This window comes from Kribbella sp. NPDC031520, from assembly GCF_055580825.1.
The window spans coordinates 268,063-292,111 of sequence record NZ_JBVIKS010000007.1 but is presented as its reverse complement, the minus strand read 5'-3'; the positions used below and the strand labels follow the sequence as shown (position 1 = coordinate 292,111).

General features: G+C 69.2%; 26 protein-coding genes. 11 read left to right on the top strand and 15 right to left on the bottom strand.

What is annotated here, in order from left to right; genetic code table 11:
- Positions 1-74 precede the first annotated feature (74 nt).
- The 3 genes from ACZ5BU_RS33975 to ACZ5BU_RS33965 are packed head-to-tail and all read left to right on the top strand — an operon-like array spanning position 75 to position 1,925.
- Positions 75-965: a GNAT family N-acetyltransferase gene (locus tag ACZ5BU_RS33975; protein WP_465704639.1), complete on the top strand. Its 891-nt coding sequence runs from the start codon at positions 75-77 to the stop codon at positions 963-965.
- On the top strand, positions 962-1,150 hold the full coding sequence (locus ACZ5BU_RS33970) for a hypothetical protein (RefSeq protein WP_465704637.1): 189 nt from the start codon (positions 962-964) through the stop codon (positions 1,148-1,150). The genes ACZ5BU_RS33975 and ACZ5BU_RS33970 overlap by 4 nt, the downstream gene beginning before the upstream one ends.
- A gap of 16 nt (positions 1,151-1,166) precedes the next feature.
- Positions 1,167-1,925 (top strand): IclR family transcriptional regulator, encoded by a 759-nt coding sequence (locus ACZ5BU_RS33965; RefSeq protein WP_465704635.1) that lies wholly within the window; start codon positions 1,167-1,169, stop codon positions 1,923-1,925.
- A gap of 75 nt (positions 1,926-2,000) precedes the next feature.
- Here ACZ5BU_RS33965 and rpmG read toward each other — a convergent pair whose 3' ends face one another.
- On the bottom strand, positions 2,001-2,168 hold the full coding sequence (rpmG, locus tag ACZ5BU_RS33960) for a 50S ribosomal protein L33 (RefSeq protein ID WP_465704633.1): 168 nt from the start codon (positions 2,166-2,168) through the stop codon (positions 2,001-2,003).
- Between the two features lie 103 nt (positions 2,169-2,271).
- Here rpmG and ACZ5BU_RS33955 point away from each other — a divergent pair, with 103 nt between their 5' ends.
- The 3 genes from ACZ5BU_RS33955 to ACZ5BU_RS33945 all read left to right on the top strand — a co-directional run bounded on the left by ACZ5BU_RS33955 (position 2,272) and on the right by ACZ5BU_RS33945 (position 5,205).
- Entirely contained in the window at positions 2,272-3,342 is a 1,071-nt protein-coding gene (locus ACZ5BU_RS33955) for a CobW family GTP-binding protein (protein ID WP_465704632.1), read from the top strand.
- Positions 3,339-3,584: a type B 50S ribosomal protein L31 gene (locus ACZ5BU_RS33950; RefSeq protein WP_141856056.1), complete on the top strand. Its 246-nt coding sequence runs from the start codon at positions 3,339-3,341 to the stop codon at positions 3,582-3,584. Before ACZ5BU_RS33955 ends, ACZ5BU_RS33950 begins: the two co-directional genes overlap by 4 nt.
- 199 nt (positions 3,585-3,783) lie before the next feature.
- The gene (locus tag ACZ5BU_RS33945) at positions 3,784-5,205 is read left to right on the top strand and encodes an aromatic amino acid lyase (protein WP_465704629.1); all 1,422 of its coding nucleotides are present in this window, start codon (positions 3,784-3,786) and stop codon (positions 5,203-5,205) included.
- On the opposite strand, the gene ACZ5BU_RS33940 is transcribed toward ACZ5BU_RS33945, so the two are convergent.
- The 9 genes from ACZ5BU_RS33940 to kdpF form a co-directional block, all read right to left on the bottom strand.
- Positions 5,156-6,019, bottom strand: a complete 864-nt coding sequence (locus ACZ5BU_RS33940; RefSeq protein ID WP_465704627.1) for an alpha/beta fold hydrolase — start codon at positions 6,017-6,019, stop codon at positions 5,156-5,158. The two genes, ACZ5BU_RS33945 and ACZ5BU_RS33940, sit on opposite strands and share 50 nt — an antisense overlap.
- A complete protein-coding gene (locus ACZ5BU_RS33935) occupies positions 6,016-6,594 on the bottom strand; it encodes a TetR/AcrR family transcriptional regulator (RefSeq protein WP_465704625.1) in 579 nt (192 codons plus the stop codon). The genes ACZ5BU_RS33940 and ACZ5BU_RS33935 overlap by 4 nt, the downstream gene beginning before the upstream one ends.
- Before the next feature lie 44 nt (positions 6,595-6,638).
- Positions 6,639-7,481, bottom strand: coding sequence for a hypothetical protein (locus ACZ5BU_RS33930; RefSeq protein ID WP_465704623.1), 843 nt, complete (start codon positions 7,479-7,481; stop codon positions 6,639-6,641).
- Positions 7,482-7,531: 50 nt separating this feature from the next.
- Complete coding sequence (locus tag ACZ5BU_RS33925) at positions 7,532-8,209, bottom strand: response regulator (protein ID WP_465704621.1); 678 nt, start codon at positions 8,207-8,209, stop codon at positions 7,532-7,534.
- A 115-nt stretch (positions 8,210-8,324) separates the two neighbouring features.
- Entirely contained in the window at positions 8,325-10,892 is a 2,568-nt protein-coding gene (locus tag ACZ5BU_RS33920) for a sensor histidine kinase (RefSeq protein WP_465704619.1), read from the bottom strand.
- Between the two features lie 12 nt (positions 10,893-10,904).
- Entirely contained in the window at positions 10,905-11,510 is a 606-nt protein-coding gene (kdpC, locus tag ACZ5BU_RS33915; RefSeq protein ID WP_465704617.1) for a K(+)-transporting ATPase subunit C, read from the bottom strand.
- 11 nt (positions 11,511-11,521) lie between these two features.
- Positions 11,522-13,600: a potassium-transporting ATPase subunit KdpB gene (gene kdpB / locus ACZ5BU_RS33910; RefSeq protein WP_465704668.1), complete on the bottom strand. Its 2,079-nt coding sequence runs from the start codon at positions 13,598-13,600 to the stop codon at positions 11,522-11,524.
- A gap of 11 nt (positions 13,601-13,611) precedes the next feature.
- On the bottom strand, positions 13,612-15,273 hold the full coding sequence (kdpA, locus tag ACZ5BU_RS33905; RefSeq protein WP_465704615.1) for a potassium-transporting ATPase subunit KdpA: 1,662 nt from the start codon (positions 15,271-15,273) through the stop codon (positions 13,612-13,614).
- Positions 15,273-15,362 (bottom strand): K(+)-transporting ATPase subunit F, encoded by a 90-nt coding sequence (gene kdpF / locus ACZ5BU_RS33900; RefSeq protein ID WP_465704613.1) that lies wholly within the window; start codon positions 15,360-15,362, stop codon positions 15,273-15,275. The genes kdpA and kdpF overlap by 1 nt, the downstream gene beginning before the upstream one ends.
- A gap of 135 nt (positions 15,363-15,497) precedes the next feature.
- Between kdpF and ACZ5BU_RS33895 the strand changes: the two genes are divergently transcribed.
- Complete coding sequence (locus tag ACZ5BU_RS33895; protein ID WP_465704611.1) at positions 15,498-16,121, top strand: hypothetical protein; 624 nt, start codon at positions 15,498-15,500, stop codon at positions 16,119-16,121.
- Between the two features lie 3 nt (positions 16,122-16,124).
- Here the strand turns inward: ACZ5BU_RS33895 and ACZ5BU_RS33890 are convergent, their stop codons facing one another.
- Complete coding sequence (locus tag ACZ5BU_RS33890; RefSeq protein ID WP_465704609.1) at positions 16,125-16,931, bottom strand: PhzF family phenazine biosynthesis protein; 807 nt, start codon at positions 16,929-16,931, stop codon at positions 16,125-16,127.
- Between the two features lie 125 nt (positions 16,932-17,056).
- Here ACZ5BU_RS33890 and ACZ5BU_RS33885 point away from each other — a divergent pair, with 125 nt between their 5' ends.
- A complete protein-coding gene (locus ACZ5BU_RS33885) occupies positions 17,057-18,133 on the top strand; it encodes a TIGR03118 family protein (protein ID WP_465704607.1) in 1,077 nt (358 codons plus the stop codon).
- Positions 18,134-18,192: 59 nt separating this feature from the next.
- Here the strand turns inward: ACZ5BU_RS33885 and ACZ5BU_RS33880 are convergent, their stop codons facing one another.
- Positions 18,193-18,993 carry a class I SAM-dependent methyltransferase gene (locus ACZ5BU_RS33880; protein ID WP_465704605.1) on the bottom strand — a complete coding sequence of 267 codons (801 nt, stop codon included), beginning with the start codon at positions 18,991-18,993 and terminating at the stop codon, positions 18,193-18,195.
- 86 nt (positions 18,994-19,079) lie between these two features.
- On the opposite strand from ACZ5BU_RS33880, the gene ACZ5BU_RS33875 reads away from it, so the two are divergent.
- Positions 19,080-19,688, top strand: a complete 609-nt coding sequence (locus ACZ5BU_RS33875) for a TetR/AcrR family transcriptional regulator (RefSeq protein WP_465704603.1) — start codon at positions 19,080-19,082, stop codon at positions 19,686-19,688.
- 33 nt (positions 19,689-19,721) lie between these two features.
- On the opposite strand, the gene ACZ5BU_RS33870 is transcribed toward ACZ5BU_RS33875, so the two are convergent.
- Together ACZ5BU_RS33870 and ACZ5BU_RS33865 are read right to left on the bottom strand one after the other, a co-directional pair.
- Entirely contained in the window at positions 19,722-20,282 is a 561-nt protein-coding gene (locus tag ACZ5BU_RS33870) for a cysteine dioxygenase (RefSeq protein ID WP_465704601.1), read from the bottom strand.
- Positions 20,279-21,175 carry an amidohydrolase family protein gene (locus ACZ5BU_RS33865; protein WP_465704599.1) on the bottom strand — a complete coding sequence of 299 codons (897 nt, stop codon included), beginning with the start codon at positions 21,173-21,175 and terminating at the stop codon, positions 20,279-20,281. Before ACZ5BU_RS33865 ends, ACZ5BU_RS33870 begins: the two co-directional genes overlap by 4 nt.
- Positions 21,176-21,324: 149 nt before the next feature.
- On the opposite strand from ACZ5BU_RS33865, the gene ACZ5BU_RS33860 reads away from it, so the two are divergent.
- The gene (locus ACZ5BU_RS33860) at positions 21,325-22,332 is read left to right on the top strand and encodes a LacI family DNA-binding transcriptional regulator (protein WP_465704597.1); all 1,008 of its coding nucleotides are present in this window, start codon (positions 21,325-21,327) and stop codon (positions 22,330-22,332) included.
- 197 nt (positions 22,333-22,529) lie between these two features.
- On the opposite strand, the gene ACZ5BU_RS33855 is transcribed toward ACZ5BU_RS33860, so the two are convergent.
- The gene (locus ACZ5BU_RS33855) at positions 22,530-23,381 is read right to left on the bottom strand and encodes an SDR family NAD(P)-dependent oxidoreductase (RefSeq protein WP_465704595.1); all 852 of its coding nucleotides are present in this window, start codon (positions 23,379-23,381) and stop codon (positions 22,530-22,532) included.
- Positions 23,382-23,488: 107 nt separating this feature from the next.
- Between ACZ5BU_RS33855 and ACZ5BU_RS33850 the strand changes: the two genes are divergently transcribed.
- The gene (locus tag ACZ5BU_RS33850) at positions 23,489-24,031 is read left to right on the top strand and encodes a helix-turn-helix transcriptional regulator (RefSeq protein ID WP_465704593.1); all 543 of its coding nucleotides are present in this window, start codon (positions 23,489-23,491) and stop codon (positions 24,029-24,031) included.
- The last annotated feature ends 18 nt before the right edge of the window (positions 24,032-24,049 follow it).

Below are 24,049 nucleotides of genomic sequence, written 5' to 3'. Positions count from 1 at the left end.
CAGCAGCGCCGTACCACTTTCTGTCTCGAATGTGAGACAGGTGTGGCGACCCTCCGTAGCCGTAAGGTTCTGCCATGGTGTTCGAGATCCGGACGGCGCGGCCGGAGGACGCGGTCGGGATCGCCCGGGTCTGGGCCGCGACGATGCCGCAACTGGTGAAGACTGCGCGAGCCATCGAACTGCAACTGCAGCACGGCCGGAGCCAAGAGGTGCTGATCGCCGTCGACGGACCGGATGTGGTCGGGTACGCGAACATCTACCTGCCGCCGGTGGACGCCGATGCGCCGCGGGTGCGAATCACGATCCAGGTGCCGTCGTCGAACCGCGGGCGTGGGATCGGGACTGCGCTGCTTGCTGCGGTTGAAGGGCGCGCACGGGAGCTCGGGGCCGGGCGGTTGCTGGTGGCGGTGGCCGACGACTCGACGGGGTTTGCGGAGAAGCACGGGTTCGTCGTAGGACGGCGGATGACGCATTCCGCGGCCGACCTGACCGCGGCGCGGGAACCACTGCCGGTACCGGACGGGCTGCGGTTGGTGACGTACGAGGAGCTCGAGCCGCGGCAGGTGTACGACGCCGAGGTCCAGGTGCGGGACGACGACCCGAGCGGCTTTTCGGGCGGGCCTGCGTACGACGAATGGGTGCACACCCAGTGGGAGAACCCGGACACGCGGTACGACCTGAGTGTCGCCGTACTCGACGGGGACCGGGTGCTTTCGTTCGTGACCACGACCGCGGACCCGGACCGCGGGGTGATCTGGTCGAACCTGACCGGGACGGTCCCGTCGGCGCGCGGGCGCGGCCTCGCGAAGGTGGCGAAGTCGGCGGCGCTGGCGCGGTCGCGGGACGCCGGGTTCACCGTCGCCTCGACCGGGAACGACGCGGCGAACGAGCCGATGCTCGCGGTCAACCGCTGGCTCGGGTACCGCGAGACGTCCGGCGCGTGGACCGCGGAGAAGGCGCTGTGAAGCGACTCGCGATCTCGCTGACGTTCTTCCTGGTCCTGTCGCTCGGCGTCGGGCTGTTGACGTCCGGGCCCGAGTTCATGGACTGGGGCGTCGCGGGCGGGCTGTTCACGATCGCGGTCCTGGGCGAGGGTTTTCGGTTCTGGATCCGCCGCAGCCGATCGAAGAAGCAATCGAGCGGGGTTTGAGGGATACGCTGCGGTTGTGAGCGGCAACGTTCCCGCCTCGACCCGTACGTTGCGGGTCCTCACGTTCCTGGCCACCCAGCCCGGTCCGGTACCGATGGAGCGCATCGCGTCCGCGGTCGGGTTGCCACGCTCGTCGACGTACCACTTGCTGCGGGCAATGATGGACGAGGGGTTCGTCGTACACCTGCCGGAGGAGAAGCGGTACGGGCTCGGGGTGGCCGCCTTCGAGATCGGGTCGGCTTATCTGCGGCACGATCCGCTGGAACGGTTGGCGCGTCCGCTGCTGGTGCAGTTGGTCCACGAGGTGGGGCAGACGGCGCACCTCGGCGTACTGCACGGGCGGGAGCTCGTCTACCTGCTGAAGGAACAGCCGCCGCGGCCGGTCACACTGGTGACGGACGTCGGCGTACGCCTCCCCGCCACCCTCACCGCCTCCGGCCGCGCGCTGCTGGCCGAACTACCACCCGCCCAGGTACGGGCGCTGTTCCCGTCCGCGGAGTCCTTCGTACGCCGAACCGACCTCGGCCCGCAGTCGCTCAGCCAGCTCCGCCGAATCCTCGCCGACGAAAAACGCCAAGGCTTCGCGGTCGAGGACTCCTTCATCACCCCCGGTATGGCGACAGTCGCCAGCGCCGCCGTAGACCACGCCGGCCACCCGGTCGCAGCCATCAGCGTCACGTTCCCCACCGACAAAGTCCCACCCACCGACCGCCCCCACCTGGCCCACAAAATCCGCCAAGCCGCCAAAGCCCTGACCCGCCGCCTCCACGGCTAGTCCACTCCCCTGCCGAGTCGTGGATTCCGGCTGACGACACGCCGGTCGGGGAAGCCACGATCCACGACTCGATACTCAGCGCTCTTCGCGGAAGTCGGTGTGGGTGCGGAGGGTGGGGTCGTACTTGCGGATCACGAGGCGGTCGGGGTTGTTGCGGCGGTTTTTGCGGGTTACACAGGTGTAGCCGGTGCCGGCTGTGCTGCGGAGTTTGACGATCGGGCGGAGGTCGTTGCGCTTGGCCATGCTGTCCTTTCTCTTGTCAGTCAGAACGCCGGCCGGGTGGCGGACATTCCGTCGGACAGGGTACTTTGTACTGGTTATCGTTTTCAACAAGTGAGGAGAGTCGATGCTGCCGGTCACCTTGGTGACGGGGCTCGGGGACGGGTTCCGCGGCGCCGTCGCGGGCAACCTGCTGGCCGAAGCCGGAGCCACCGGCGTTCTGGTCGAGTACGACGTACGCGACCTGAGCGCCGTCGTCCGGACCGCCCGGACCGCCTCCGGGGTGATCGACCGTGAGGTGATCACGCTGGCCCACCCGTGCGTGTCCTGTGCGATGCGCGGCTCGCTCGTCCAGCTGCTCGCGGGCATCGCGGCCGTCGAGCGGTACGACGTGGCGATCGTCGACGTCCCCGCCGCCGGCGACACGCAGGCGATCGCGGCCGAGATCGACCGGGATGCCGACCTGTGCGTCGACTCGGTCATCACCACCGTCGACACCACGACAGCCGACAACGACCTCACCGGCGAGGACCTGCTCCGCGAACGGCGCATCGCGACCGCCACCGAGGACGGCCGCGCGGTCGCGGAGGTCGTCGTACGGCAGGTCGAGCAAGCCAACGCGGTGATCCTCAGCAGCGACGACGACACCGTCCGTGCACTCCTGCAGGCCATCAACGCGCAGTTGCTGGTCAAGGCCACACCAACCGGTCTGCTCGGCATCCGCGGACGACGGCCAGTGATGGAGCCCGGCTCGATCGCGGCACCCGTCGACGGGCTGACGTTCGTCTGGCAGAGCAACCGGCCGTTCCACCCGGAGCGGCTGTACGACGCCCTCGAGGACCTGGTCGCCGGGACGGTCCGCGGTCGCGGGACGCTGTGGATCGCGACCCAGCACCGCAACCGGCTGAGCTGGGACAGCTTCGGGTCGAACATCGCGATCGGCGTCCTCGGCCCGTGGCTCGCCGATCTCCCCGCGGACCGCTGGCCGGCCGTCGGGCAGCAGCACCAGGCCCGGTCGGCGCTCGAGTGGCACCCCGAGTACGGCGACCGCGCGTCGTACCTGTCGCTCACCGGAACCGGTCTGGACGTCCGGGAATTACAGGACCGCCTCGATGGTTGTGTCCTGCGAGCGGACGAAGCGGTCCACCCCCTGACCGATCCGTTCGCGCCCTACTTGGAAGGAAGTAACGCAGCATGAAGAAGGACATTCACCCCGACTACCGCCGGGTCGTCTTCCGGGACAAGTCCGGCGACTTCAGCTTCCTCACCGGTTCGACCCGCGAGAGCAACGAGACCGTCGTCTGGACGGACGGGAACACCTACCCCGTCGTCGACGTCGAGATCTCGTCCGCGAGCCACCCGTTCTACACGGGCCAGCAGCGCGTGATGGACACCCAGGGCCGGGTGGAGAAGTTCAAGAGGCGCTACGGCCAGAAGTAACCCGCGACAACTTCCAGCCCGTCACCTCCACCGAGGGTGACGGGCTGTTCGTTTGCCCGGCCCGGCCCGGCCGAGGTTGGGGAGGATCCTCCGCCCGATCCGGCACAACATCCTCCCCAGGTGCCGCCGTCTCGGATACGAGACGGTCAACCCAGCGCGTCAGTTACCCGGAGGCGGGCGCGAGTCTCACAATGACGGGATGGAACCGGTCGAGCTCAGCGGGGCTGGGTTGGCGCCGTTGGAGGCTGTGGCGTTGGGCCAACGGCGTACGGCGGTACGCCTGAGTGACGACGCACGGAAGCGGATGCACGAGTCGGCGCGCGTGGTCGCCGAGGTGGCGGCGCGGCGTGCCGTGTACGGCCGGACCACCGGCGTCGGCGCGAACCGCGACGTCCTGACGTCCGACCCGGAGCACGGTGCGCGGCTGCTGGCGTCCCACTCGACCACCGGTACGACGTCGTACCCGAAGGACGTCGTACGGCTCGGTCTGCTGATCCGGGTGAACCAGCTCGCCGCCGGCGGATCCGGTCTCGAGCCCGCGGTCGCCGACGCGATCGTTGGCCTGCTCAACGACGACGACCTCCCCGACCTGCACCGCGGCGGCGCGATCGGGACCGGCGACCTCGGCCCGCTCGCCGAACTCGGGCTCGCGCTCGGCGACGTCATCGACGGCACCAGCGCACTCCCCCTGCTGTCCAGCAACGCCCTCACGCTGGCCGAGTGCTGCCTCGCGTATGTCGACGCGTCCACGCTGATCAACGTCGTACCGCTGGTCGGCGCCCTGGCGCATGTCGCGCTCCGTGGCAACGCCGAGGTGTACGACGTCCGCGTCCACGAGGCCCGTCCGCAACCGGGGCAGCTGAGGGTCGCCCGGAGGATGCGGGAGCTGCTCGACGGCCTCCCGCTGAAACCTGTCCGCGTCCAGGATCCCTTCGGACTGAGGGCTTTCGCACAAGTACTAGGACCGGCCGTTGACCACTCCGATGCCCTGGGCAACAGCGTACGGATCGACATCAACGCCGCCGCCGAGAACCCGTTGGTTGCCGGCGACTCCGTACTGCACAACGGCAACTGGCACGCGATGCCGATCGCGCTCGCGCTGGACTCGCTCCGGCTCAGCCTGCACAGCGTCGCGACGCTCTCCACGACCCGCGTCGCGAACCTCGTCGACCCGGATTACACCGGCCTCAGCCGCTTCCTCGCCAGCGGCGCCGAGGCCAGCTCTGGCGTGATGATGATCGAGTACGTTGCCCACGACGCGCTCGCGTCCGTCCGCGCCGCCGCCCAGCCCGCCACCCTCGGTACGGCGACGTTGTCCCGGGGCGCCGAGCTGCACGCGAGCTTCGCCCCGCAGGCCGCCGCGCTGACGAAGCAGCTCCTCGACGCGCTCCGGGAGGTACTCGCCAGCGAGCTCGTCACCGCCGTACGTGCGATCCGCCTGGCCGGCCTGACGCCCGACGACCTCGCGCCGGCGGCGATCGGCCCGTGGCTCGCCGACGCACTGACGGCACTGCCCGGCGACCTGGCCGACCGTTCGCTGCGCGAGGACCTGGAGATCGCCCGAGGCCTGCTCACCCAGTGGGGCGATCGCCAGGTCGAACACCCAGCGGAGGCCGGGTAGCGAGGACCGTGCGCAACTGCTTGGCGAACTCGGGTGCGCGTGCGGCGTATCCGATGTGATCGCCGGGGAAATCCACGATCTCCAAACCGAGGCGCGAGGCGAGGACCGTGTTCGGCAGGTACGGGAACAGCTCGCGCGAATCGTTGCCGCCAGCAAGCACCAGCCGGTCCTTCAGCTTCTCCAAGGCCGGCAGATCGGGCTCGTACCGCGGGTACGTCTTCAACTCGTACTCGAACCAGCGCGTGAGGTTCGCGCTCATCCGGTGCATCAGCTCGGTCCGCTGCTCGGCCGGCAGCGCCGCGAGCCGATCGGACGCGTCGTCGTTGGTGACCCCAAGGATCCGTTCACCGAAGCGCCGCATCGCCGGCTGCGCACCCTCCGCGCGCCAGACGTCGTACACCTCGTCGATGAAGGCGAGCCACTCGTCGCTGTCCGGAAGCAGCGTGGCGAGCGGCGGCTCGTGGCTGATCAAGGTCGCGACGTGCTCGGGCGACCGGGTCAGCAGATGCAGGCCGACGATCGCGCCGGAGCTGCTGCCGAACACGTGAGCCGGTCCGGAGCCGAGGTGCTCGATCAGGGCCACGGCGTCGTCCGCGTCGGCGTCCAGCCTGGTCGCGGGATCGATCGGACCGTCGACGGGGCTCAGTGAGAAGCCGCGACGGTTGTACGCGACGACGGTGTAGCTGTCGGAGAGCAGGCGGAGCAGACCGGAGTACGGCAACACGTCGCCGTTTCCGCCCGGAACGAGCAGGATCAGCGGGCCGCTGCCCGCGGTCTCGTAGTACAACTCGGCGCCAGGTACGGCGAGCATCATTGCGGCCTCCCGATGATCGATTCGAGTTCGTCCAAGGCGTTCTCGACGTAGCTGTGGATCGTTTCCGCGCCGCCCGCGTCCAGCCATCGTGACACGGCCAACTCGGCCGCGGCGTTGACGGCCGCGGCCACGACGACCGGCAGCAGCCCGTCGCCGACGCGAGCGGCGATCGCGGCCGCCAGCTCGCGCTCCATCGCATTCCGGGCCTTGAGGTACTCCCCCTGCAGCCCCGGCGCACTCGTCACCAGCCGGACACCCGAGACCCACTCCGGATCCGGGTCACCGGCCTCGTACTCCGCAAGCACGCTCGCCCGGATGCTGTCCCACAACGCCTCACCGGCCGGGCGCTCACGCAGCGCCCGGCCGGTCCGGGTGGCGCGATCCGCCGCCAACGAGCAGATCGCCTCGTACTTGTTCGCGAAGTAGTTGTTGTACGTCCGCGGCGACACTCCGGCCGCGGCCGCGATGTCCTCGACGAGCACGTTCTCCAGCCCGCGCTCGATCGCCAGCCGCATCGCGGCAAGGCCGATCGCCCGCCGCGTCGCGACCTTCTTCCGCTCCCGGAGCCCTGTCACACGTCAATCATTGCGCGTCACGCAAATATGCGCAATACGCAGTTTCAGAGCCGGTTGTACGCCTTCAGTGTGCGAAGGGCGCCGACCGTGACGATGCCGCGGTACTCGAGGGTCGCGGCGGGACCGGGTGGTTCCCAGGTGATGGCCCAGCCACCATCGGGCTGCTGGTCGGCGATCAGGCGGTCCAGGTGGGCGTCGAGTTGGGCGTCTGTGAAGAGCGGTCGCCAGATGCTGTCGGGCGTCGGCGCGAACTGCAGCGGCGTCACCCCGTACGACGGGTCGGCCGCGTCGGCGCGGTAGTTCTGGAGCTTGGGGAGCCACTCGCGGATGCGATCGAAGTCGGCGCCGCCGGTGTGCTCCAGGAACTCGAGCGCCTCGTGCATACCGTGCGCGTCCTCCGGGAAGCCGTTCGCCAGCTGAGCCGCACACCAGGTCGATGCACGATCCCGCCACGGGTGCTCGGTGCCGAGCTTCTGCAGCCGTCCCACCAGGCCGGCCGTCGGGTTCACGTCCGGCTTGTACGTCCACTCGCCGATGTGCTCCGCGCGCGGGTAGCCCTCGACGGCCGGGCCGCACAGCGGTACGGCGCCATCCGGCGTGGCCACCGAATCGAGCCAGTCGACGGCTCGGCGGATCATGTCCTCGTCGCTGGCACCGGCGGCGAGCATCGTGTCGAAGGCGACCTCGACGTCCAGCGGCAGGCTGTCCGGGCAGCGTTTGTCCGGCTCCAGCCCCCACCCGAATCCCCCGTCGGCGTTCTGGAACCCACGCAGCGCGTCGACCACGCCCCGCGGATCAGCCCCCTCGAAGATCGTCGCGAAAAGCCGCCGCTCCAGCACCCGAGCGTCCCGCCGTACGAAATCCCGTGCTGCCGTGTACATGTCCATGCCCCCACCCTCCCGCAGACCCGCACGCCGCGTCTTGAACGAAACGGACGTCACGACTCGAAGCGGTACCCCATCCCGGGTTCGGTGAGGAGGTGTTTCGGGCGGGCGGGGTCGGGCTCGAGTTTGCGGCGTAGCTGGCCCATGTAGAAGCGGAGGTTGCCGCTCGCGGTTTCGTAGCCGGGACCCCAGACCTCGGTCAGGAGCTGGCGTTGGGACATCAGCTTGCCGGGGTTGCGGACCAGTACCTCCAGCAGGTGCCACTCGGTCGGCGTCAGCCGTACGTCCTCGCCGCTCTCCAGCGTGACGCGTTTCGCGGCCAGGTCGACCGCGATTCCGCCGACGGTCACCATCGGCTGGTCCTGCGCGGGGTTGCTGCGGCGCAGTACGGCGCGCATCCGGGCGAGCAGTTCGTCGATCCCGAACGGCTTGGTCACGTAGTCGTCGGCGCCGGCGTCCAGCGCCTCGACCTTGTCGGTCTGGTCGGTCCGCCCGGACAGCACGAGGATCGGCGCGTCGGTCCAGCCGCGCAGCCCGCGGATCACGTCGACACCGTCGAAGTCCGGCAGCCCGAGGTCGAGGATGACCAGCTCCGGCGGGTGCTGTGCGGCCACCTTCAGCGCCGACGTACCGGTACCGGCCAGGTGCACTTCGTACCCACGCGCCTTCAGGTTGATCTGCAACGCCCGCACGATCTGCGGCTCGTCGTCAACCACCAGAACCCTGGTCATGGGGCCTCCCGGCCTGGACTGAGGAGTGGAGGGAGCGAAGCGACCGGAGCGACGAGGGAAGGCCGGGAGTACCAGCCCCATGACCCGCCGCGACGGAGTCGCGGCATCAGTTCAGTCACTCGGTCTCTCCTGACCTTTCGCGGCTGCCTGGGACCGGGGTCTCCGCAGCCTGTGCTGTGGGGATCGAGACCACCATGGTCAGTCCACCACCTGGCGTGTCCTCCGGCTGCAAGGTGCCGTTCATCGCCTCGGCGAGTCCGCGCGCCAGCGCCAGCCCGAGCCCGACGCCGACAGTGTTGTCGGTGTCGCCGAGCCGCTGGAACGGGGCGAACACCCTGTCGCGGTCCTGCCGCGGGATGCCCGGACCGCGGTCGATCACCCGGATCTCCACGGTGTCGCCGAGCGCGCTACCGGTGACCAGCGGGGGCTGCCCGGGCGGCGAGTACCGCACCGCGTTCGCCAGCAGGTTCGCGACCACCCGCTCCAGCAGCGTCGGATCGGCCTCGACCAGTGGCAGCGTGGCCGGGATGTCGACGGCGACCCGGTTCGCGTCGTCGCCGAGCTCGGAAAGTACGCGGGGAACGATCTCGTCGAGCGCCATCGGCCGCGTGAAGACCGGGAGTACGCCGGCCTGCAGGCGACTCAGGTCCAGCAGGTTGTCCACCAGCCGCGAGAGCCGATCCAGCGACTCGTCCGCGGTCTCGAGCAGCTCGGCGCGTTCGGATTCGCTCCACTCCACGTCGTCGCTGCGCAGCGAGGTCACCGACGCCTTCGCCGACGCCAACGGGGACCGCAGGTCGTGCCCGACTGCCCGGAGCAACGCCGTACGCAACTTGTCGGCCTCGGCCAGCGGCTTCGCCTCGGCGGCCTGTTCGCTCAACCGGGCCCGATCGACGAGTGCGGCAGCGTGTGCAGCGAACGCGCCGACCAGCCGGCGTTCGTCCGCCTCCAGCTGATGCCCTTGCAGAACCAGGACGAGGTCGTCCCGCGCCGGGATCTCGGCATCGGCCTCCTCGGGCCGCGTACAGGTCAGCGACCCGGCCGACGCCAGCGGTCGCCACACCTCGGTCAGCTCGTCGTCGTCGATGCGTTCCATCAGGCACGCGCCGGTCATCCCGAACGCCTCGCGAACCCGTTCCAGCAAGGCTGGGAGCGCCGTCTCACCCCGTAGTACCGAGCCGGCCAAGGTCGCCAAGGTCTCCGATTCCGCGGCCGCGCGGGCTGCCTGTCTCGTCCGACGGGCCGCGCGGTCGACGACCGAGCTGACCATGGCCGCGACCATGATGAAGATCAGCAGGGCGAGCGCGTTGTTCAGTTCAGCGATCGTGAACGTGCGTTTCGGAGGGGTGAAGAAGTAGTTCAGTACGAGCGATCCGGCGATCGCGGTCAGCATCGCCGGCCACATCCCGCCGACCAGGGCCACCACGACCACCGCGAGCAGGAACGCGAGCACATTGCTGGTCAGGTTGAGCGTGTCGCCGCCCAGACCGAGGAGCAGCGCGAGCACCGGTTGCAGCACGATGGCCAGGACGAAGCCCTGGATCTTCCGCTTCCGGGACAGGCTGCCGCGCAGCCGGGGCAGTCGGCCGCGGCCCATCAGCGAGTGCGTGACGATGTGTACGTCGATGTCGCCGGAGTCGCGGATCGTGGTCGAACCGATCCCGGGACCGGTCAGCAGCGTCGACAACCGGCTGCGACGGGATCCGCCGAGGACGAGCTGGGTCGCGTTCTCCGCCCTCGCGAAGGTCAGCAGCGCGTCCGGGATGTCGTCGCCGACCACCTGGTGATAGGTGCCGCCGAGCTTCTCGACCAGGTTCCGCTGCTGCGCGAGCTTGCTCGGGTTCGCGCCGGTCAGCCCGTCGGAGCGGGCCACGTGTACGGCGAGCAGGTCCCCGCCGGACGACCGCGCCGCGATCCGCGCGGCCCGCCGGATCAGCGTCTCGCCCTCGGGACCGCCGGTCAGCGCGACGACGACCCGCTCGCGGGCCTCCCAGGTCGAGTCGATGTCGTGCTGCGCCCGGTACTGCTGCAGGCCGGCGTCCACCCGGTCCGCGAGCCAGAGCAGCGCGAGCTCCCGCAGCGCGGACAGGTTGCCGACCCGGAAGTAGTTGCCCAGGGCAGCGTCGATCTTGTCGGCGGCGTACACGTTGCCGTGTGCCATCCGCCGGCGCAGCGCCTCCGGCGTCATGTCGACCAGCTCGATCTGGTCGGCGGCCCGGACCACCCGGTCCGGGACCGTCTCCTGCTGCGGTACGCCGGTGATCTTCTCGACCACGTCGTTGATCGACTCGAGGTGCTGGATGTTCAGCGTGGAGATCACGTCGATGCCGGCGGTCAGCAGCTCCTCGATGTCCTGCCAGCGCTTCTCGTTCCGGCTGCCCGGGATGTTGGTGTGCGCCATCTCGTCGACCAGCGCCACATCAGGACGGCGAGCCAGTACGGCGTCCAGGTCCAGCTCGGTGAAGCTGGCGCCGCGGTAGTCGATGATCCGCCGCGGCACCGTCTCCATGCTGTCCAGCATCTCTGCGGTGTACTTACGGCCGTGGGTCTCCACGAATCCGACCACGACGTCGGTCCCGCGGGCGCGCCGGCGCCGGCCCTCGCCCAGCATCTTGTAGGTCTTCCCAACGCCGGGCGCGGCCCCCAGGTAGATCCGCAGATGCCCGCGGCCGCTCTTACTCATATCCCCATGCTCTCAGAGCGCGGCCAACGCAGCGTTGAGCTTGACCACGTTCACAGCGGGTTCACCGAGGAAGCCCAGGACCCGACCGTCGGTGTTCTCCTTCACCAGCTTCTGTACCTGCGCCACACTCAGGCCACGCTCGCGGGCGACCCGGTTGACCTGCAGAGCGGCGTACGCCGGGCTGATGTCCGGGTCGAGGCCGCTACCGCTGGCCGTAATTGCGTCCGCTGGCACCTGGGACTCCTCGACGCCCTCCAGCGCCGCGACCGCCTTGCGCCGCTCGGCGATCGCGGCGACCAGGTCGGCGTTGTTCGGACCGAGGTTCGAACCGCCGCTGGCCTTCGCGTCGTAGTCGCTCGCGGACGGCCGGGTCTGGAACCACTTGGGGTCGGCGACCATGATCGCCTTGCCGTCGGCATCCTTCTTCCCGCTGTCCATCGTGTACGCCTGGCCGATCAGGCCGGAGGCGACCTCCTTGCCGTTGACCTTGACGATCGACCCGTTCGCGTTCCCGTGGAACAGCACCTGCGCGGCGCCGGTCATCGCCAGCGGATAAACAACTCCGAGCACGACCGTGAAGAACAGCAGCACCCGCGCTGCTACCCCGAACTGCCTCATCTGACTGCCTTTCACCGAAGACCCGGGATCAGCGAGATCACCAGGTCGAGAAGCTTGATTCCGACGAACGGACTGATCAGCCCACCGACTCCGTACACGAGCAGGTTCCGGCGCAGCATCGCCGAGGCCGAGGACGGGCGGTACCGGACGCCGCGCAGCGCGAGCGGGACCAGTAGCACGATGATCAGCGCGTTGAACACGATCGCGGACACGATCGCCGACTGCGGCGAGTGCAGGCCCATGATGTTCAGCTTGTCCAGCCCCGGGTACGCCGAGGCGAACAGCGCCGGCAGGATCGCGAAGTACTTCGCCACGTCGTTCGCGATCGAGAACGTGGTCAGCGACCCGCGGGTGATCAGCAACTGCTTGCCGATCTCCACGATCTCGATCAGCTTGGTCGGGTTCGAGTCGAGGTCGACCATGTTGCCGGCCTCCTTCGCGGCCGACGTACCGGAGTTCATCGCCACGCCGACGTCGGCCTGCGCGAGCGCCGGGGCGTCGTTCGTACCGTCACCGGTCATCGCGACCAGCCGGCCGCCTTCCTGCTCCTTCTTGATCAGCGCCATCTTGTCCTCGGGCGTCGCCTCGGCCAGGAAGTCGTCGACCCCGGCCTCCTCGGCGATCGCCTTCGCGGTCAGCTGGTTGTCGCCGGTGATCATCACGGTCCGGATGCCCATCGCGCGCATCTGGTCGAACCGCTCCCGCATCCCTTCCTTGACCACATCCTTCAGGTGGATCACACCCAGCGCCCGAGCGCCTCCATCGATGCTCTCGGCAACGACCAGCGGCGTACCACCGGAGGCCGAGATGCCGTCGACGATCTCGCCGAGCTTCGCGTCCGCCGAACCGCCGTGCTGACCGATCCACGCGTTCACCGCACCCGCGGCGCCCTTGCGGATCTGCCGGTCGTCGACGTCCACGCCGCTCATCCGGGTCTGCGCGGTGAACTCCACGAACGTTGCGTGCGGCAACTCTCCGGTGTGCCGTTCGCGCAGCCCGTACCCGGTCTTCGCCAGTACGACGATCGACCGGCCCTCGGGCGTCTCGTCCGCGAGGCTGGACAGCTGCGCGGCATCCGCCAGCTCGGTGTCGGACACGCCTCCGACCGGGATGAACTCCGATGCCTGCCGGTTCCCCAGCGTGATGGTGCCGGTCTTGTCCAGCAGCAGGGTGTTCACGTCGCCGGCGGCCTCGACCGCGCGTCCGGACATCGCCAGTACGTTGCGCTGTACCAGCCTGTCCATGCCGGCGATACCGATCGCGGACAGCAGCGCACCGATCGTGGTCGGGATGAGGCAGACCAGCAGGGCGACCAGGATCACCAGGCTCAGCTGCGTGTGCGCGTAGTTCGCGAACGTCGGCAGCGTGGCGGTGGCGATCAGGAACACGATCGTCAGGCTGGCCAGCAGGATGTTCAGCGCGATCTCGTTCGGCGTCTTCTGCCGGGAGGCGCCCTCGACCAGCGCGATCATCCGGTCGATGAAGCTCTCACCGGGTTTGGTGGTGATCTTCACGACGATCCGGTCGGACAGCACCTTCGTACCGCCGGTGACCGCGCTCCGGTCGCCGCCCGACTCCCGGATGACCGGGGCCGACTCGCCGGTGATCGCCGACTCGTCCACCGAAGCGACGCCCTCGACGACGTCACCGTCGCCGGGGATGATCTGACCGGCCTCGACGACGACCAGGTCGCCGAGCTGCAGCTGGGTCGCCGGTACCTCTTCCTCGCCGTCGCCCTTGATCAGCCGCCGCGCCGTGGTCTCGGTCTTGGCCCGGCGCAGCGTCTCCGCCTGCGCCTTGCCGCGGCCTTCGGCGACGGCCTCGGCGAGGTTGGCGAAGATCACGGTCAGCCAGAGCCAGACCACGATCCACCAGACGAACACGCTGGAATCGGTGAACGCGAAGACCGTCGACGCGACCGCACCGACCTCGACCACGAACATGACCGGGTTCTTCACCATCATCCGCGGATCGAGCTTGCGAAGCGCGTCCGGCAGCGAGGTGAGCAACATCTTCGGGTCGAACAGACCCGACGACGTCTTCTTCTTCGGAGGGGCCGCCGGTGTGTGCACGGGCGGCCCTGATGGCATGGTCAGGGTGGTCACAGTCCCTCCGCGAGGGGTCCAAGGGTCAGTGCGGGGAAGTACGTCAGGCCCGTGACGATCAGGACGGTGCCTACGAGCAGCGTCACGAACAGGGCCTTGTGGGTGGGCAGCGTGCCCTGGGTCACCGGTACCGGCTGCTGCTGAGCCAGCGACCCGGCCAGCGCGAGCGCGAACACGATGGGTACGAACCGGCCGAGCAGCATCACCAGCCCGAGAGCCGTGTTGTAGAAGGGGATGTTCGCGCTGAGCCCGGCGAACGCGCTGCCGTTGTTGTTACCGGCCGACGTGAACGCGTACAGCACCTCGGAGAACCCGTGCGGGCTCGCCGTGTTCAGGATCGAGGCCCGGGCGGCCGCGAGTCCCATCGCGAGCGAGGCGCCGACGAGTACGAGGGTCGGCGTCGTCAGGATGTACAGCGAGACCAGCTTCATCTCGCGCGCGGTGATCTTCTTCTTCAGATATTCCGGCGTACGGCCGACCATCAGGCCCGCGACGAACACCGCGAGGACGGCGAGGATCAGCATCCCGTAGAGGCCCGTACCGGTACCGCCGGGTGTCACCTCGCCGAGCATCATGTGGAACAGCGCCACGCCGCCGCCGAGCGGCGTGAACGAGTCGTGCATCGAGTTCACCGCGCCGGTCGACGTACCGGTGGTGGAGACCGCGAACAGCGACGACGCCCACTCACCGAAGCGCGTCTCCTTGCCCTCCATCGCGGCCCCGGCGGCCTGGGTCGCAGTGCCCGCGCCCTGGACCTCGAAGAACGTCGCTAGGGCGACGAACGCGCCCCAGATCGTGCCCATCACGCCGAGGATCGCGTAGCCCTGCCGCTTGTCCTTGACCATCAGGCCGAAGGTCCGGGTCAGGCAGACCGGGATCACCAGCAGCAGGAAGATCTCGAACAGGTCCGACAGGCCGTTCGGGTTCTCGAACGGGTGCGCGGAGTTGGCGTTGTAGTAGCCGCCACCGTTGGTGCCGAGCTCCTTGATGATCTCCTGGCTGGCGACGGTGCCGCCGGGGATCGTCTGGGTCTGGCCGACCACCGAGGTGACCTCGTGGCCGCCGGAGAAGTTCTGTACGACGCCCATCGCGACCAGCGCCAGCGTCCCGATCACCGCGATCGGCAGCAGCACCCGCAGTACGGTCCGGGTCAGGTCGACCCAGAAGTTGCCGAGCCGGTTGGTCTTCGCGCGGGCGAAGCCGCGGATCAGGGCGATCGCGACGGTGATGCCGACGGCCGCGGACAGGAAGTTCTGCACCGCGAGGCCGGCGAACTGGACCAGGTGGCCCATCGTTGCTTCGGGTGAGTACGACTGCCAGTTCGTGTTCGACACGAACGACGCCGCGGTGTTGAACGCCAGCCCGGACTCCACGTTGGGCAGCCCCAGCGACAGTGGCAGCCAGTGCTGCAGCCGCTGGAGCAGGTACAACAGGACTACGCTGAGCGCGGAGAACGCGAGCAGTGAGCGCGCGTACACGGCCCAGGTCTGGTCGGCCTTCGGGTCGACGCCGAACAGCTTGTACGTCACGCGCTCGATCCGCAGGTCGTTGTCGGACGTGTAGACCCGGGCCAGGTACCCGCCGAACGGCCGGTACACGGCCGCCAGGCACGCGAGCAGGAGGCCGACCTGTAACAGGCCGGCTGCGGTGTCGGACATCAGAACCTCTCGGGAAAGACCAGGGCGGCGATCAGATAGAGGACCAGAGCAACGGCCACTACCAGGCCGGCGATATCTTCGGCGTTCACAGCTCTACTGGACCTTGCTGATTGCGCGGTCAGGAGGGTTCTCGCAGCTCTCTCACACCCGCCGACACAGCTCTCACAGCCCTCTCACATACTTACGGCTGGCATTCCACCCACGAACAAGGGACATTCACACACGTGACTGAACTGGACACCCCCGCCCCGGCCGAGCAGTTCTTCTCCGCGGAGAGCCGGGCCGCGCTGGCCGAGGCCAGCCGCAAGCTCGCGGAGCGGCTGCAGGCGCACACCGACGCGCTGCTCGCGATGACCGGTGACGAGGACACCGCGACGCTCTTCGAGCACAACGCCGCGCTCGAGGGCGTGGTCGAGGACTGGAACGACGCCGTCTTCGAGCACACCGGTACGACGCCGTTGCTGCTGGACGACTCCGTCGACGACGAGGACGACGACGAAGCCGAGCCGGAGCAGGTGATCAGCGTGGTGTCGCGGTTCGACCTGCGCGTGGTCGACCTGGACGCGCTGCTGGAGGCCGGGCGCGAGGCGCAGGAACGGCACCCGGCCGAGCTGGACGAGTCCGGCGATCGCGACCCGGTCGACACCGCGGAGCAGGCGATCTACGAGATCAGCCGCGAGGTCGGCGAGGCGTGGTTCGAGCTGCCCGGCATCGAGATGGTCGCCGGCGCCCGGGCGTACGTCGTCCCCGAAGCGCCGTTCGAACCGCTGGACGCCGACGCCGAGGACGTCGTCACCGAACTGATCGCCCCCAACGGCGTGGCCACCCACGCCGAAACCTGGGCCTAGCTCCTACACGTACAACTCCCCGTCGAGCACGGTGACCGCGGTGCCCTTGAGGTAGACGCGGTCGCCGGACGGTACGACGCGGACTACGCCGCCTCGGGTGGATGCCTGGTAGCCGACCAGTTCGTCCTGCCCGAGGCGTTCGGCCCAGTACGGTCCGAGGCTGGTGTGTGCACTGCCCGTCACCGGGTCCTCCGGGATGCCGCTCCCGGGCGCGAAGAACCGGGAGACGAAGTCGTACTCCGAACCCTGCGCCGTGACGATCACTCCGCGCAGGTTGCCGCGCTCGATGATCCCCGCCAGCGCGTCGTAGTCCGGGACCACCGCGCGCACCGTCGCCTCGTCCCGGAGGACGACGAGCAGATCGCGGAGCTCGCCGGTCACGTACGTCTCGAGCGGCTCAGCCTGCAGTGCCGCCGCGAGCCCGTCGGGCACCGGCGTCGCGATCGGCAGGTTGACCGGGAAGTCCAGCGTGATCCCGTCGTCGGCGACCGTCGCGGTCAGGATGCCGCTGAGGGTCGCGAACGAAACCTTCCCGGACACCTTGCCGTCCGCGGCCAGCGCGTGCGTGGTCGCGAGCGTGGCGTGACCGCAGAGCCGCTCCTCGAGCGTCGGCGTGAACCAGCGCAGGTCCCAGTCCGCATCGTCCCGCTCCGACGGCCGTACGAACGCGGTCTCGGCATGGTTCAGCTCCGCCGCCACGCTCTGCAGCCAGCTCTCGTCCGGCCACGGACCTGCTTCGAGTACGCACACACCGGCCGGGTTTCCGGTGAACGCTCGCTCCGCAAAGGCATCAACAACGCGAATCCTCATGTCCCAGACGCTAACCAGCCGCGGCCGGGGCGGGCCATATCCACTTCTGCTGCGAGTGGCCTTGAACCGCGGGCGCCGCCGAGCCGTATCGAGGGTGTCCGCATCCCGATCGAGGGGGAAGTGTCATGTCACTGCGCTCAATCGCAGTTGTGACCGCGTTCGCCGGCAGCCTCGCACTGGTCGCACCCGCGACCGCCGACGCGCACGGTACGTCGCACAATCTCGCCGTACGGCAGGTGAATCTGGTCTCCGACCAGCCGGGCGCCGCCGTCCGTCTGGATCCTGACCTGGTCAACCCGTGGGGGCTGTCGCTCGGCGCGACCACCCCGCTGTGGGTGTCCAACAACGGTACTGATTCGTCGACGCTGTACTCGTCCGTACCGGGCTCGAACGACGCCACGAAGGTGCAGCAGGTCCGGGTGAACGTGCCGGCGCCGACCGGGCAGGTCAACAACCCGACCACCGGGTTCGTCCTCAGCAACCGCACCACCAGCGCGCCGGCGAACTTCATCTTCGCCAGCGAGGAAGGGAAGATCGCAGCCTGGAGCCGGCTGGTCGATCCGCCGATCGGTGACGCCGAGATCAAAGCCAGCACGCCCGGCGCGGTCTACAAGGGCCTCGCGCTGGCCGACGACCACCTGTTCGCGGCGAACTTCTCGCAGCGCCGGATCGACGTCTTCGACAACACGTTCCAGCCGGTGAAGCTGCCGCGCTGGGCGTTCCGGGACAGCCGTGTGCCGCACGGGTACGGTCCGTTCAACGTACAGGCGCTCGGTGACCACCTCTTCGTCTCGTACGCGCTGGTCAACCGGAAGACCGACGACGAGATCGACGGTCCCGGGCTCGGGTTCGTCGACGAGTACTCCGTCGACGGCAAGCTGATCGCCCGCGTCGCCGCGCACGGCACACTGAACGCTCCTTGGGGCCTCGCGCTCGCTCCAGCCGCCTGGGGACAGCCGTCCGGCACGCTGCTCGTCGGCAACTTCGGCAACGGCCGCATCAACGTGTTCCGTCCGCAGCACCGCGGCGGCTACGCGTTCGCCGGCCAGGTGCGTGACCCCCACGGCAAGACCCTGGTGATCGACGGCCTGTGGGCGCTTCTACAGGGCACCGCCGCCACCGGCGGCACCAACGTCCTGTGGTTCTCCGCCGGCCCCGACGACGAATCCCACGGCCTTCTCGGCCAGCTCCAAATGCCCTGACCGCGAGGTTGGGGAGGATCTCGTGCCGACTCGCGCAGGAGATCCTCCCCGACCGAGCATCAGTCGCGGCCGGCCACTGCCCGGATCGCCCGGAGACGGCCGTCCCCAAGGGCTTCGGTGAGGTTCTTGACGCGTTCACGGAAGTCGGGGACGAACGCGTGCAGGCCGAGTGGGCTCGGCGGGAGGGACTGGATCGTCCGCATCATGGCGCTGACGTCGTCGGTCAGGTCCTGCCAGTGCTCGACGGTGAAGCCTGCCGCTTCGATCACCGGTCGCAGCTCGTCAGGCGTACTGAGATGTGAGCGCTCGGGTCCGTCGGCCCACGGCAGCGGGTAGTCGAGCGGCTGCCCGTCACCTGCGGTGATGTCCCACAGCGCGAGTTTGCCGCCGGTCCTCAGGACCCGGGCGGCCTCGCGGTAGAGCGCGGGCTTGTCCGCCACGTTCATCTGTACGTGCTGGCTGAACACGACGTCGTACGACGCGTCGTCGAACGGCAGCGCCGTCACATCGGCCCGTTGTACGTCGATCCGCAGGCCGACGAGGTCATTGAGCCAGCGGGCAGTGTCGCAGTACTCGTCCGACAGGTCGACGGCGGTCACCTCGCACCCGAAACGGTCGGCGACGTACCGCGCCGTTCCGCCGATGCCTGTACCGGCGTCCAGTACCTTCGTCGTCTCGTCGATGCCGGCCAGCTCCACCAGTTGGGCCGTCGTGAGCCGGCCGCCGGTGTGGTAGTCCTCCAGCATCGCCAGCTCCGCGACCTCCAGCCCGTCCAGCTGTTTGCCGGCAGCAACAAGTGCGCGCTCGACGTCGGCGCGTACGGTTCCGGTCCGGTACGGGACCGCTTCGTTCTCGCTCATCGATTCTCCTTTAGTGGACACTGTCCACATTAGCTCGGAGAGGTGGACAGTGTCCACCTTGTCGTCTGAGCCGTTATCCTGGGCCGATGAGCGAACCAGCACCGCGGCGGCGACGGGCACGCGGCGACGTCCGGGCCGGCCTGGTCGCGGCCGGGGTCGAGCTGGCACGCGCGGGCGGCCCCGACGCCGTCGTCCTCCGGGAGGCGACGCGGATCGTCGGCGTCGTACCGAACGCGGCGTACCGGCATTTCGCCGACCGCGACGAGTTGCTGGCCGAGGTGTGCGCGGCGGCGATGGCCGAGCTGACGTCGCGGATGTCCGACGGCATCGCCCGGGTCCGCGGACGGCGCGGGAATGCGGCCGCGGCGCAACGGCGGCTGGGGGCGATCGGGACGGCGTACCTGGAATTCGCGCGGGCCGAGCCTGGGTTGTTCGCTACGGCGTTCGCGATACCGCAGCAGCACGCCTACGCCACGCGGACTCCACTCGGGCTGCTGCGGGACGCGCTCGACGAACTGGTGGAGGCGGGCGTCCTCGACCCGCGCCGACGCGACGGTATCGAGTACCCGATCTGGTCGGTCGTGCACGGGACGGCCGTACTCACCGGACAGGGCCCGCTGCGGGACTCGTCCGAAGCGGAACTGCGGAAGATCGAGGCCCTGACCAGGGCCTTCATCGGAAACGGCCTGACCTGAGGCCGGACCTCTCGGCCCGGCCTCACGGGATTGTCAGTCGATCGGGCGGAGTTCGTCGGCGTACGAGACCGAGACCCGGCGCAGGACGCCGTCCTTCACGGAGTACTGACCCATCCGCCACAGCGGCGGGCTGTACGCGTGCACGGTGACGCTGCCCATGTCGAGCCCGGTCAGCCGGTGGATGTGCTCCGGGCCGAACCCGTACACGTCGCCCGCCTCGACCTCGGTCTCGATGGACTCGGTACCGATCGCCAGGTTGTGCTCGACGAGCTTGCCCCGGGCAACGGCCACCGCACCGGAGGAGACATCGTGGTCGTGCCAACCGGTGTCGTTGACCGGCGTCCAGCAGATCAGCCAGACGTCGACGTTTGCGTCCCGGTGCAGCGAGGCGAACACTCGCTCCTCGTCGCTGTACGCGACTTGGTCCTCCCACAGGTGCGGCTGCGCGGCGATCGACGCGGCCAGCTCGGACAGCTCCGCCGGCGTCAGGTCGCGGCCCGGAAGGTCGTCCAGCGACAGACAGTTGTTGAGCTCCACGAGCCGGCTGGCCTGGCGCGCCGGGACGTTGGGTAGGTCGATCGGCTGAGCAGTCACTGCACTCCCCTCTCAGGAGTAGTTGTACCGAACAAAAGTCGGTTTGGGTTGTCGTGGCGGATCACCGCGGTCGCGGCGTCGCCCTGGCGGAGGTCGGCGGTGTCGGCGTACGGCCGGTCGGTGCCGTGCACGACCTGGTCGATGCCGAGTACCCGCGCGACCGCGTCGATCCCCTGCGGGCCGTAGCTCGAGGTGTCGACGTACAGGTTGGGGTCGATGGTGCCGAGCCGCCCGCCGCGGGCGGCCAGCCGTTCGTGATGCACCGGTGCGAGACCGGCGGCGGCGGCGAAGCAGAGCCGGAGCTTCGGGAACGTACGACGTCCGCCGTACGCGTGCCACGCCCACCAGGCCGCCTGCAGCTGAGCCGTGTAGTCGACGACGGGTGCCCACCAGCACGGCGCCTCCGGCGTCCGCGCCGTACCGGGGTGCACGAAGATCGGCTTGTTCAGCTGCTCGAGGGTTTCCAGCAGCTGGGCCTGCGCTTCCCATGCTGCCGGCGTCGTCAGCACATGGGCCGGCAGCTGCAGACCCAGGAATCCGTTGTTCAGAAGGCTTTTCAGCTGGGCGACGTCAGGCGCCTGGAGATCGACGGAGGCCCAGGCGCGGAACGGCTTCGGGAACTGGGCCGCTCCGTCGTGCCAGGCGGCGAGCAGCTCGGCGTCGCCGAGTTCCTCTACCCCGAGCGGGCTCGACAGCGACACCGCGGCCAACTGGGTGCCGGCGTCCTGCTCGAGCGCGACCCGCTTGTCCACTTCATGTGCGGCCGGATCCACGTCGTACGGCGCTTCGGTCGCGGTGTGCAACGTCCAGCCGTCGAGGTACGGCGGCTCGCGGCGGGCCCGAAGGCGGTCGACGAAAGCCTCCGGCCAGAGGTGCTGGTGAACGTCGATCATCAGCTTCTCCTCCCGCCGGTTTGATCAGATTGAAGCGCTTCAGGATGAATAGAGTGAAGCGCTTCAAAGGGTGTCTTGTCAAGCGGTATCTCACCGGCCGCCGGTGCCGCGGGATGGTTTTGTCGGTGGACCCGGCTAGGGTCGTGGACATGTCCGGAAACGGCCGTCGGCCAACCCTCAAGGACATCGCCGCCGAGACCGGGCTCTCGATGGCCGCTGTGTCGTACGCGCTGCGCGGTCTGCACGGCACGCCCGAGACCCGGCAGCGGGTCCAGGAGGCGGCCGACCGGCTCGGCTACCAGGCCGATCCGGTCGCCCGCGCGCTCGCGTCCGGGCGCAGCGGCTCGATCGGCGTACTCTGCGCGTCGCTCGAAGACCTCTGGCAGCAACGCGTCGCCGCAGCCCTCGGCCGCGAACTCCTCGCCCCCGACCGGAACGCGTGGATCATCGACTCCGCCGGCGACGCCGACCGGCAGCTCGAGCTCGCCCAGCACCTCGTCGACCACCGCGCCGACGCGATCGTCGTCGTACCGATCAACCCGGCCGCCAAGGCCTGGGCGGAGATCGCCCGCGAGGTGCCGGTGATCGCGATCGGCGACGCCCTGCCCGGCGCGAAGGCGAAGTCCGAGGTGATCCTCGACAACGAGACCGGCGTCAGTACGGCGCTGCGCCGCCTCGCGGACGCCGGCCACCGCGACATCGCCGTACTCAGCCCGACCCGCCGCTTCGAGGTCGAACGTCCCGCCGAACAGATCGCCCAGCGCGTAGCCCGCGACCTCGGCCTGAACATCCGCCTCCTGCAATGCCCGCACGACCTGGCCGGCGCCACCGAGGTAGCCCGCAACCTCCTGTCCGGTCCGACCCGGCCCACCGGCATCCTGGCGCTCGCCGACTCGATGGCCTTCGGGGTGTACGCCGCCAGCCGCGAGCTCGGCCTGCGAATCCCCGAGGACCTGTCGCTCCTCGGCTACGACGACCAGCCGATGTCCCAACTGCTGACGCCGCCGCTGTCGACGTTCCACTGGCCCCTCGACGACCTGGTCACCCACGTCGTCACCCGCGTCACGTCGGCCGTGGACACCAACCGCCGCGTCCGCCGTACCACCCTCACCCCGACCCTGATCGAACGCGGCTCGGTCGCCGCCCCGCCCCACTAGGCGAACCGGCACCTCCTCCGCAACAGGCTGCACCCGTCGAAACTAGACCAGGTCACTCGACTTACTCGCCATTGCCCACCATCCGGACACCCTGCCCACGCGCGTCCAGGCGGGACCCGGGACACCCGCTGGGGTCGCACGACAGGCAATAGCTTGTCGTGCGACCCCAGGAGGTGTTCCGAGTCACGCGTGCAGATCTACGGCTCGATGCCGTTCAGTCCTACGGCCGCGGCGAGGGCGCGGTCCCTCAGACCGGCGGGGAGCTTGGGGAGGATCGCGCCCAGCGTGCGGGCCTCGGCGACGGCGTAGCGGCGACGGGGGTGGCGGGCCTCGACTGCGCGGACGATGACTTCGGCGACCTTGTCGACCGGGCCCGGTTTGAAGCGGCTCATGGCCTTTTCGTACGCCGCCAGGTGTGCGCGGTACAGGTCGACCCGCGAGCGGTCGGCCTGCTCCAGCGCTGCATCCGCGGCGACGCCTGCTCGCGTGAAGATCTCCGTCTCGGTGGTGCCGGGCTCAATGACGACGACCGGGATCTTCCACGGCGCCAACTCCAGGCGGAGCGCGTTCGACAACGCCTCGAGACCGGCCTTGCTTGCGGACAGTGCGCCCAGTAACGGCATCGCGACCCGCCCAGTTGCCGCGCTGACGTTGACGATCCGGCCGGGGACGCGGGACGACGAGCCGTCCACCGCCGATCCCGTACGCAGAAGCGGCAGGAACTCGCGGATGACCGACGCCGGGCCGAGCGTGTTCACCTCCAGCTGACGCCGCCACTCGTCGGCCGGTACCAGTTCGAGCGGGCCTTGCACGATGACGCCGGCGTTGTTGATCACGGCGCTGAGCCCGTCAACCTCCCCCGCGATCCGCTTCGCCGCGGCCGCGACGCTCTCCGGGTCGGCGACATCCAGTGGTACGACGCGAACCTCCGGCCCGAAGTCGGCCGGCCCGCGCGCCCCGGCGTACACCGTGAATCCCCGGCGCCGCAGCAGTCCGACGGTCGCCGTACCGATGCCGCCGGTCGAACCTGTGACGAGAACCGCCTTCATATCGACTCCTCTGAGATGTTCTCCAGGACATGTCCCTAGGGACATATGAGAGCATGCACATGTCCGTGGGGACATGTCAAGATGTGTCCCGGAGAAGGAGGCGGGACATGTCATTGCGGCACGGGCTGCTCGGGCTGCTGGCGGAAGGGCCGGCAAGTGGGTACGACCTGGCCCGGCGGTTCACCGAGGTACTCGGTTCGATCTGGCCGGCGCAACACCCGAAGATCTACGCCGAACTGAACAAGCTGGCCGCGGAGGGCCTGGTCGAGGTCGAGAGTGAGGGACCGCGGCGGCGGAAGGCGTACCGGATCACCGACGCCGGAGTCGCGGAGGTGAAACGCTGGCTGACCGAGGTCGACGTCGACCACACCATGCGCCTGCAACCGCTCCTGCGCTCGCTGTTCTTCTGGATGATGGACCGCGACGAGCTGAAGCAACACCTCGAGGCTGAGGCGCGGTACTACCGCGAGCTGGCCGAGCAGTACACGGACTACGCCGCCCGCAAGGACCGCGGCGAATTCGGCTACAGCGAACAAACGCAGTCGATGCGCGTCACGATCGAAGCAGGCATCCGCGTCTACACCGCCCTCGCCGACTGGGCCGACTGGGCCCAGACCGTCCCCCCGGCCAAGCCCTCAAAACGCTCCTGAAACGCCGGAAGGCCGGCC

Coding starts and splice junctions, on each gene's coding strand:
- ACZ5BU_RS33975 (WP_465704639.1), top strand. CDS start 75: ATGGTGTTCGAGATCCGGACGGCGCGGCCGGAGGACGCGGTCGGGATC.
- rpmG (WP_465704633.1), bottom strand. CDS start 2,168: ATGGCCAAGCGCAACGACCTCCGCCCGATCGTCAAACTCCGCAGCACA.
- ACZ5BU_RS33955 (WP_465704632.1), top strand. CDS start 2,272: ATGCTGCCGGTCACCTTGGTGACGGGGCTCGGGGACGGGTTCCGCGGC.
- ACZ5BU_RS33950 (WP_141856056.1), top strand. CDS start 3,339: ATGAAGAAGGACATTCACCCCGACTACCGCCGGGTCGTCTTCCGGGAC.
- ACZ5BU_RS33945 (WP_465704629.1), top strand. CDS start 3,784: ATGGAACCGGTCGAGCTCAGCGGGGCTGGGTTGGCGCCGTTGGAGGCT.
- ACZ5BU_RS33940 (WP_465704627.1), bottom strand. CDS start 6,019: ATGATGCTCGCCGTACCTGGCGCCGAGTTGTACTACGAGACCGCGGGC.
- ACZ5BU_RS33930 (WP_465704623.1), bottom strand. CDS start 7,481: ATGGACATGTACACGGCAGCACGGGATTTCGTACGGCGGGACGCTCGG.
- ACZ5BU_RS33925 (WP_465704621.1), bottom strand. CDS start 8,209: ATGACCAGGGTTCTGGTGGTTGACGACGAGCCGCAGATCGTGCGGGCG.
- ACZ5BU_RS33920 (WP_465704619.1), bottom strand. CDS start 10,892: ATGAGTAAGAGCGGCCGCGGGCATCTGCGGATCTACCTGGGGGCCGCG.
- kdpC (WP_465704617.1), bottom strand. CDS start 11,510: ATGAGGCAGTTCGGGGTAGCAGCGCGGGTGCTGCTGTTCTTCACGGTC.
- kdpB (WP_465704668.1), bottom strand. CDS start 13,600: ATGCCATCAGGGCCGCCCGTGCACACACCGGCGGCCCCTCCGAAGAAG.
- kdpA (WP_465704615.1), bottom strand. CDS start 15,273: ATGTCCGACACCGCAGCCGGCCTGTTACAGGTCGGCCTCCTGCTCGCG.
- ACZ5BU_RS33890 (WP_465704609.1), bottom strand. CDS start 16,931: ATGAGGATTCGCGTTGTTGATGCCTTTGCGGAGCGAGCGTTCACCGGA.
- ACZ5BU_RS33885 (WP_465704607.1), top strand. CDS start 17,057: ATGTCACTGCGCTCAATCGCAGTTGTGACCGCGTTCGCCGGCAGCCTC.
- ACZ5BU_RS33880 (WP_465704605.1), bottom strand. CDS start 18,993: ATGAGCGAGAACGAAGCGGTCCCGTACCGGACCGGAACCGTACGCGCC.
- ACZ5BU_RS33875 (WP_465704603.1), top strand. CDS start 19,080: ATGAGCGAACCAGCACCGCGGCGGCGACGGGCACGCGGCGACGTCCGG.
- ACZ5BU_RS33865 (WP_465704599.1), bottom strand. CDS start 21,175: ATGATCGACGTTCACCAGCACCTCTGGCCGGAGGCTTTCGTCGACCGC.
- ACZ5BU_RS33860 (WP_465704597.1), top strand. CDS start 21,325: ATGTCCGGAAACGGCCGTCGGCCAACCCTCAAGGACATCGCCGCCGAG.
- ACZ5BU_RS33855 (WP_465704595.1), bottom strand. CDS start 23,381: ATGAAGGCGGTTCTCGTCACAGGTTCGACCGGCGGCATCGGTACGGCG.
- ACZ5BU_RS33850 (WP_465704593.1), top strand. CDS start 23,489: ATGTCATTGCGGCACGGGCTGCTCGGGCTGCTGGCGGAAGGGCCGGCA.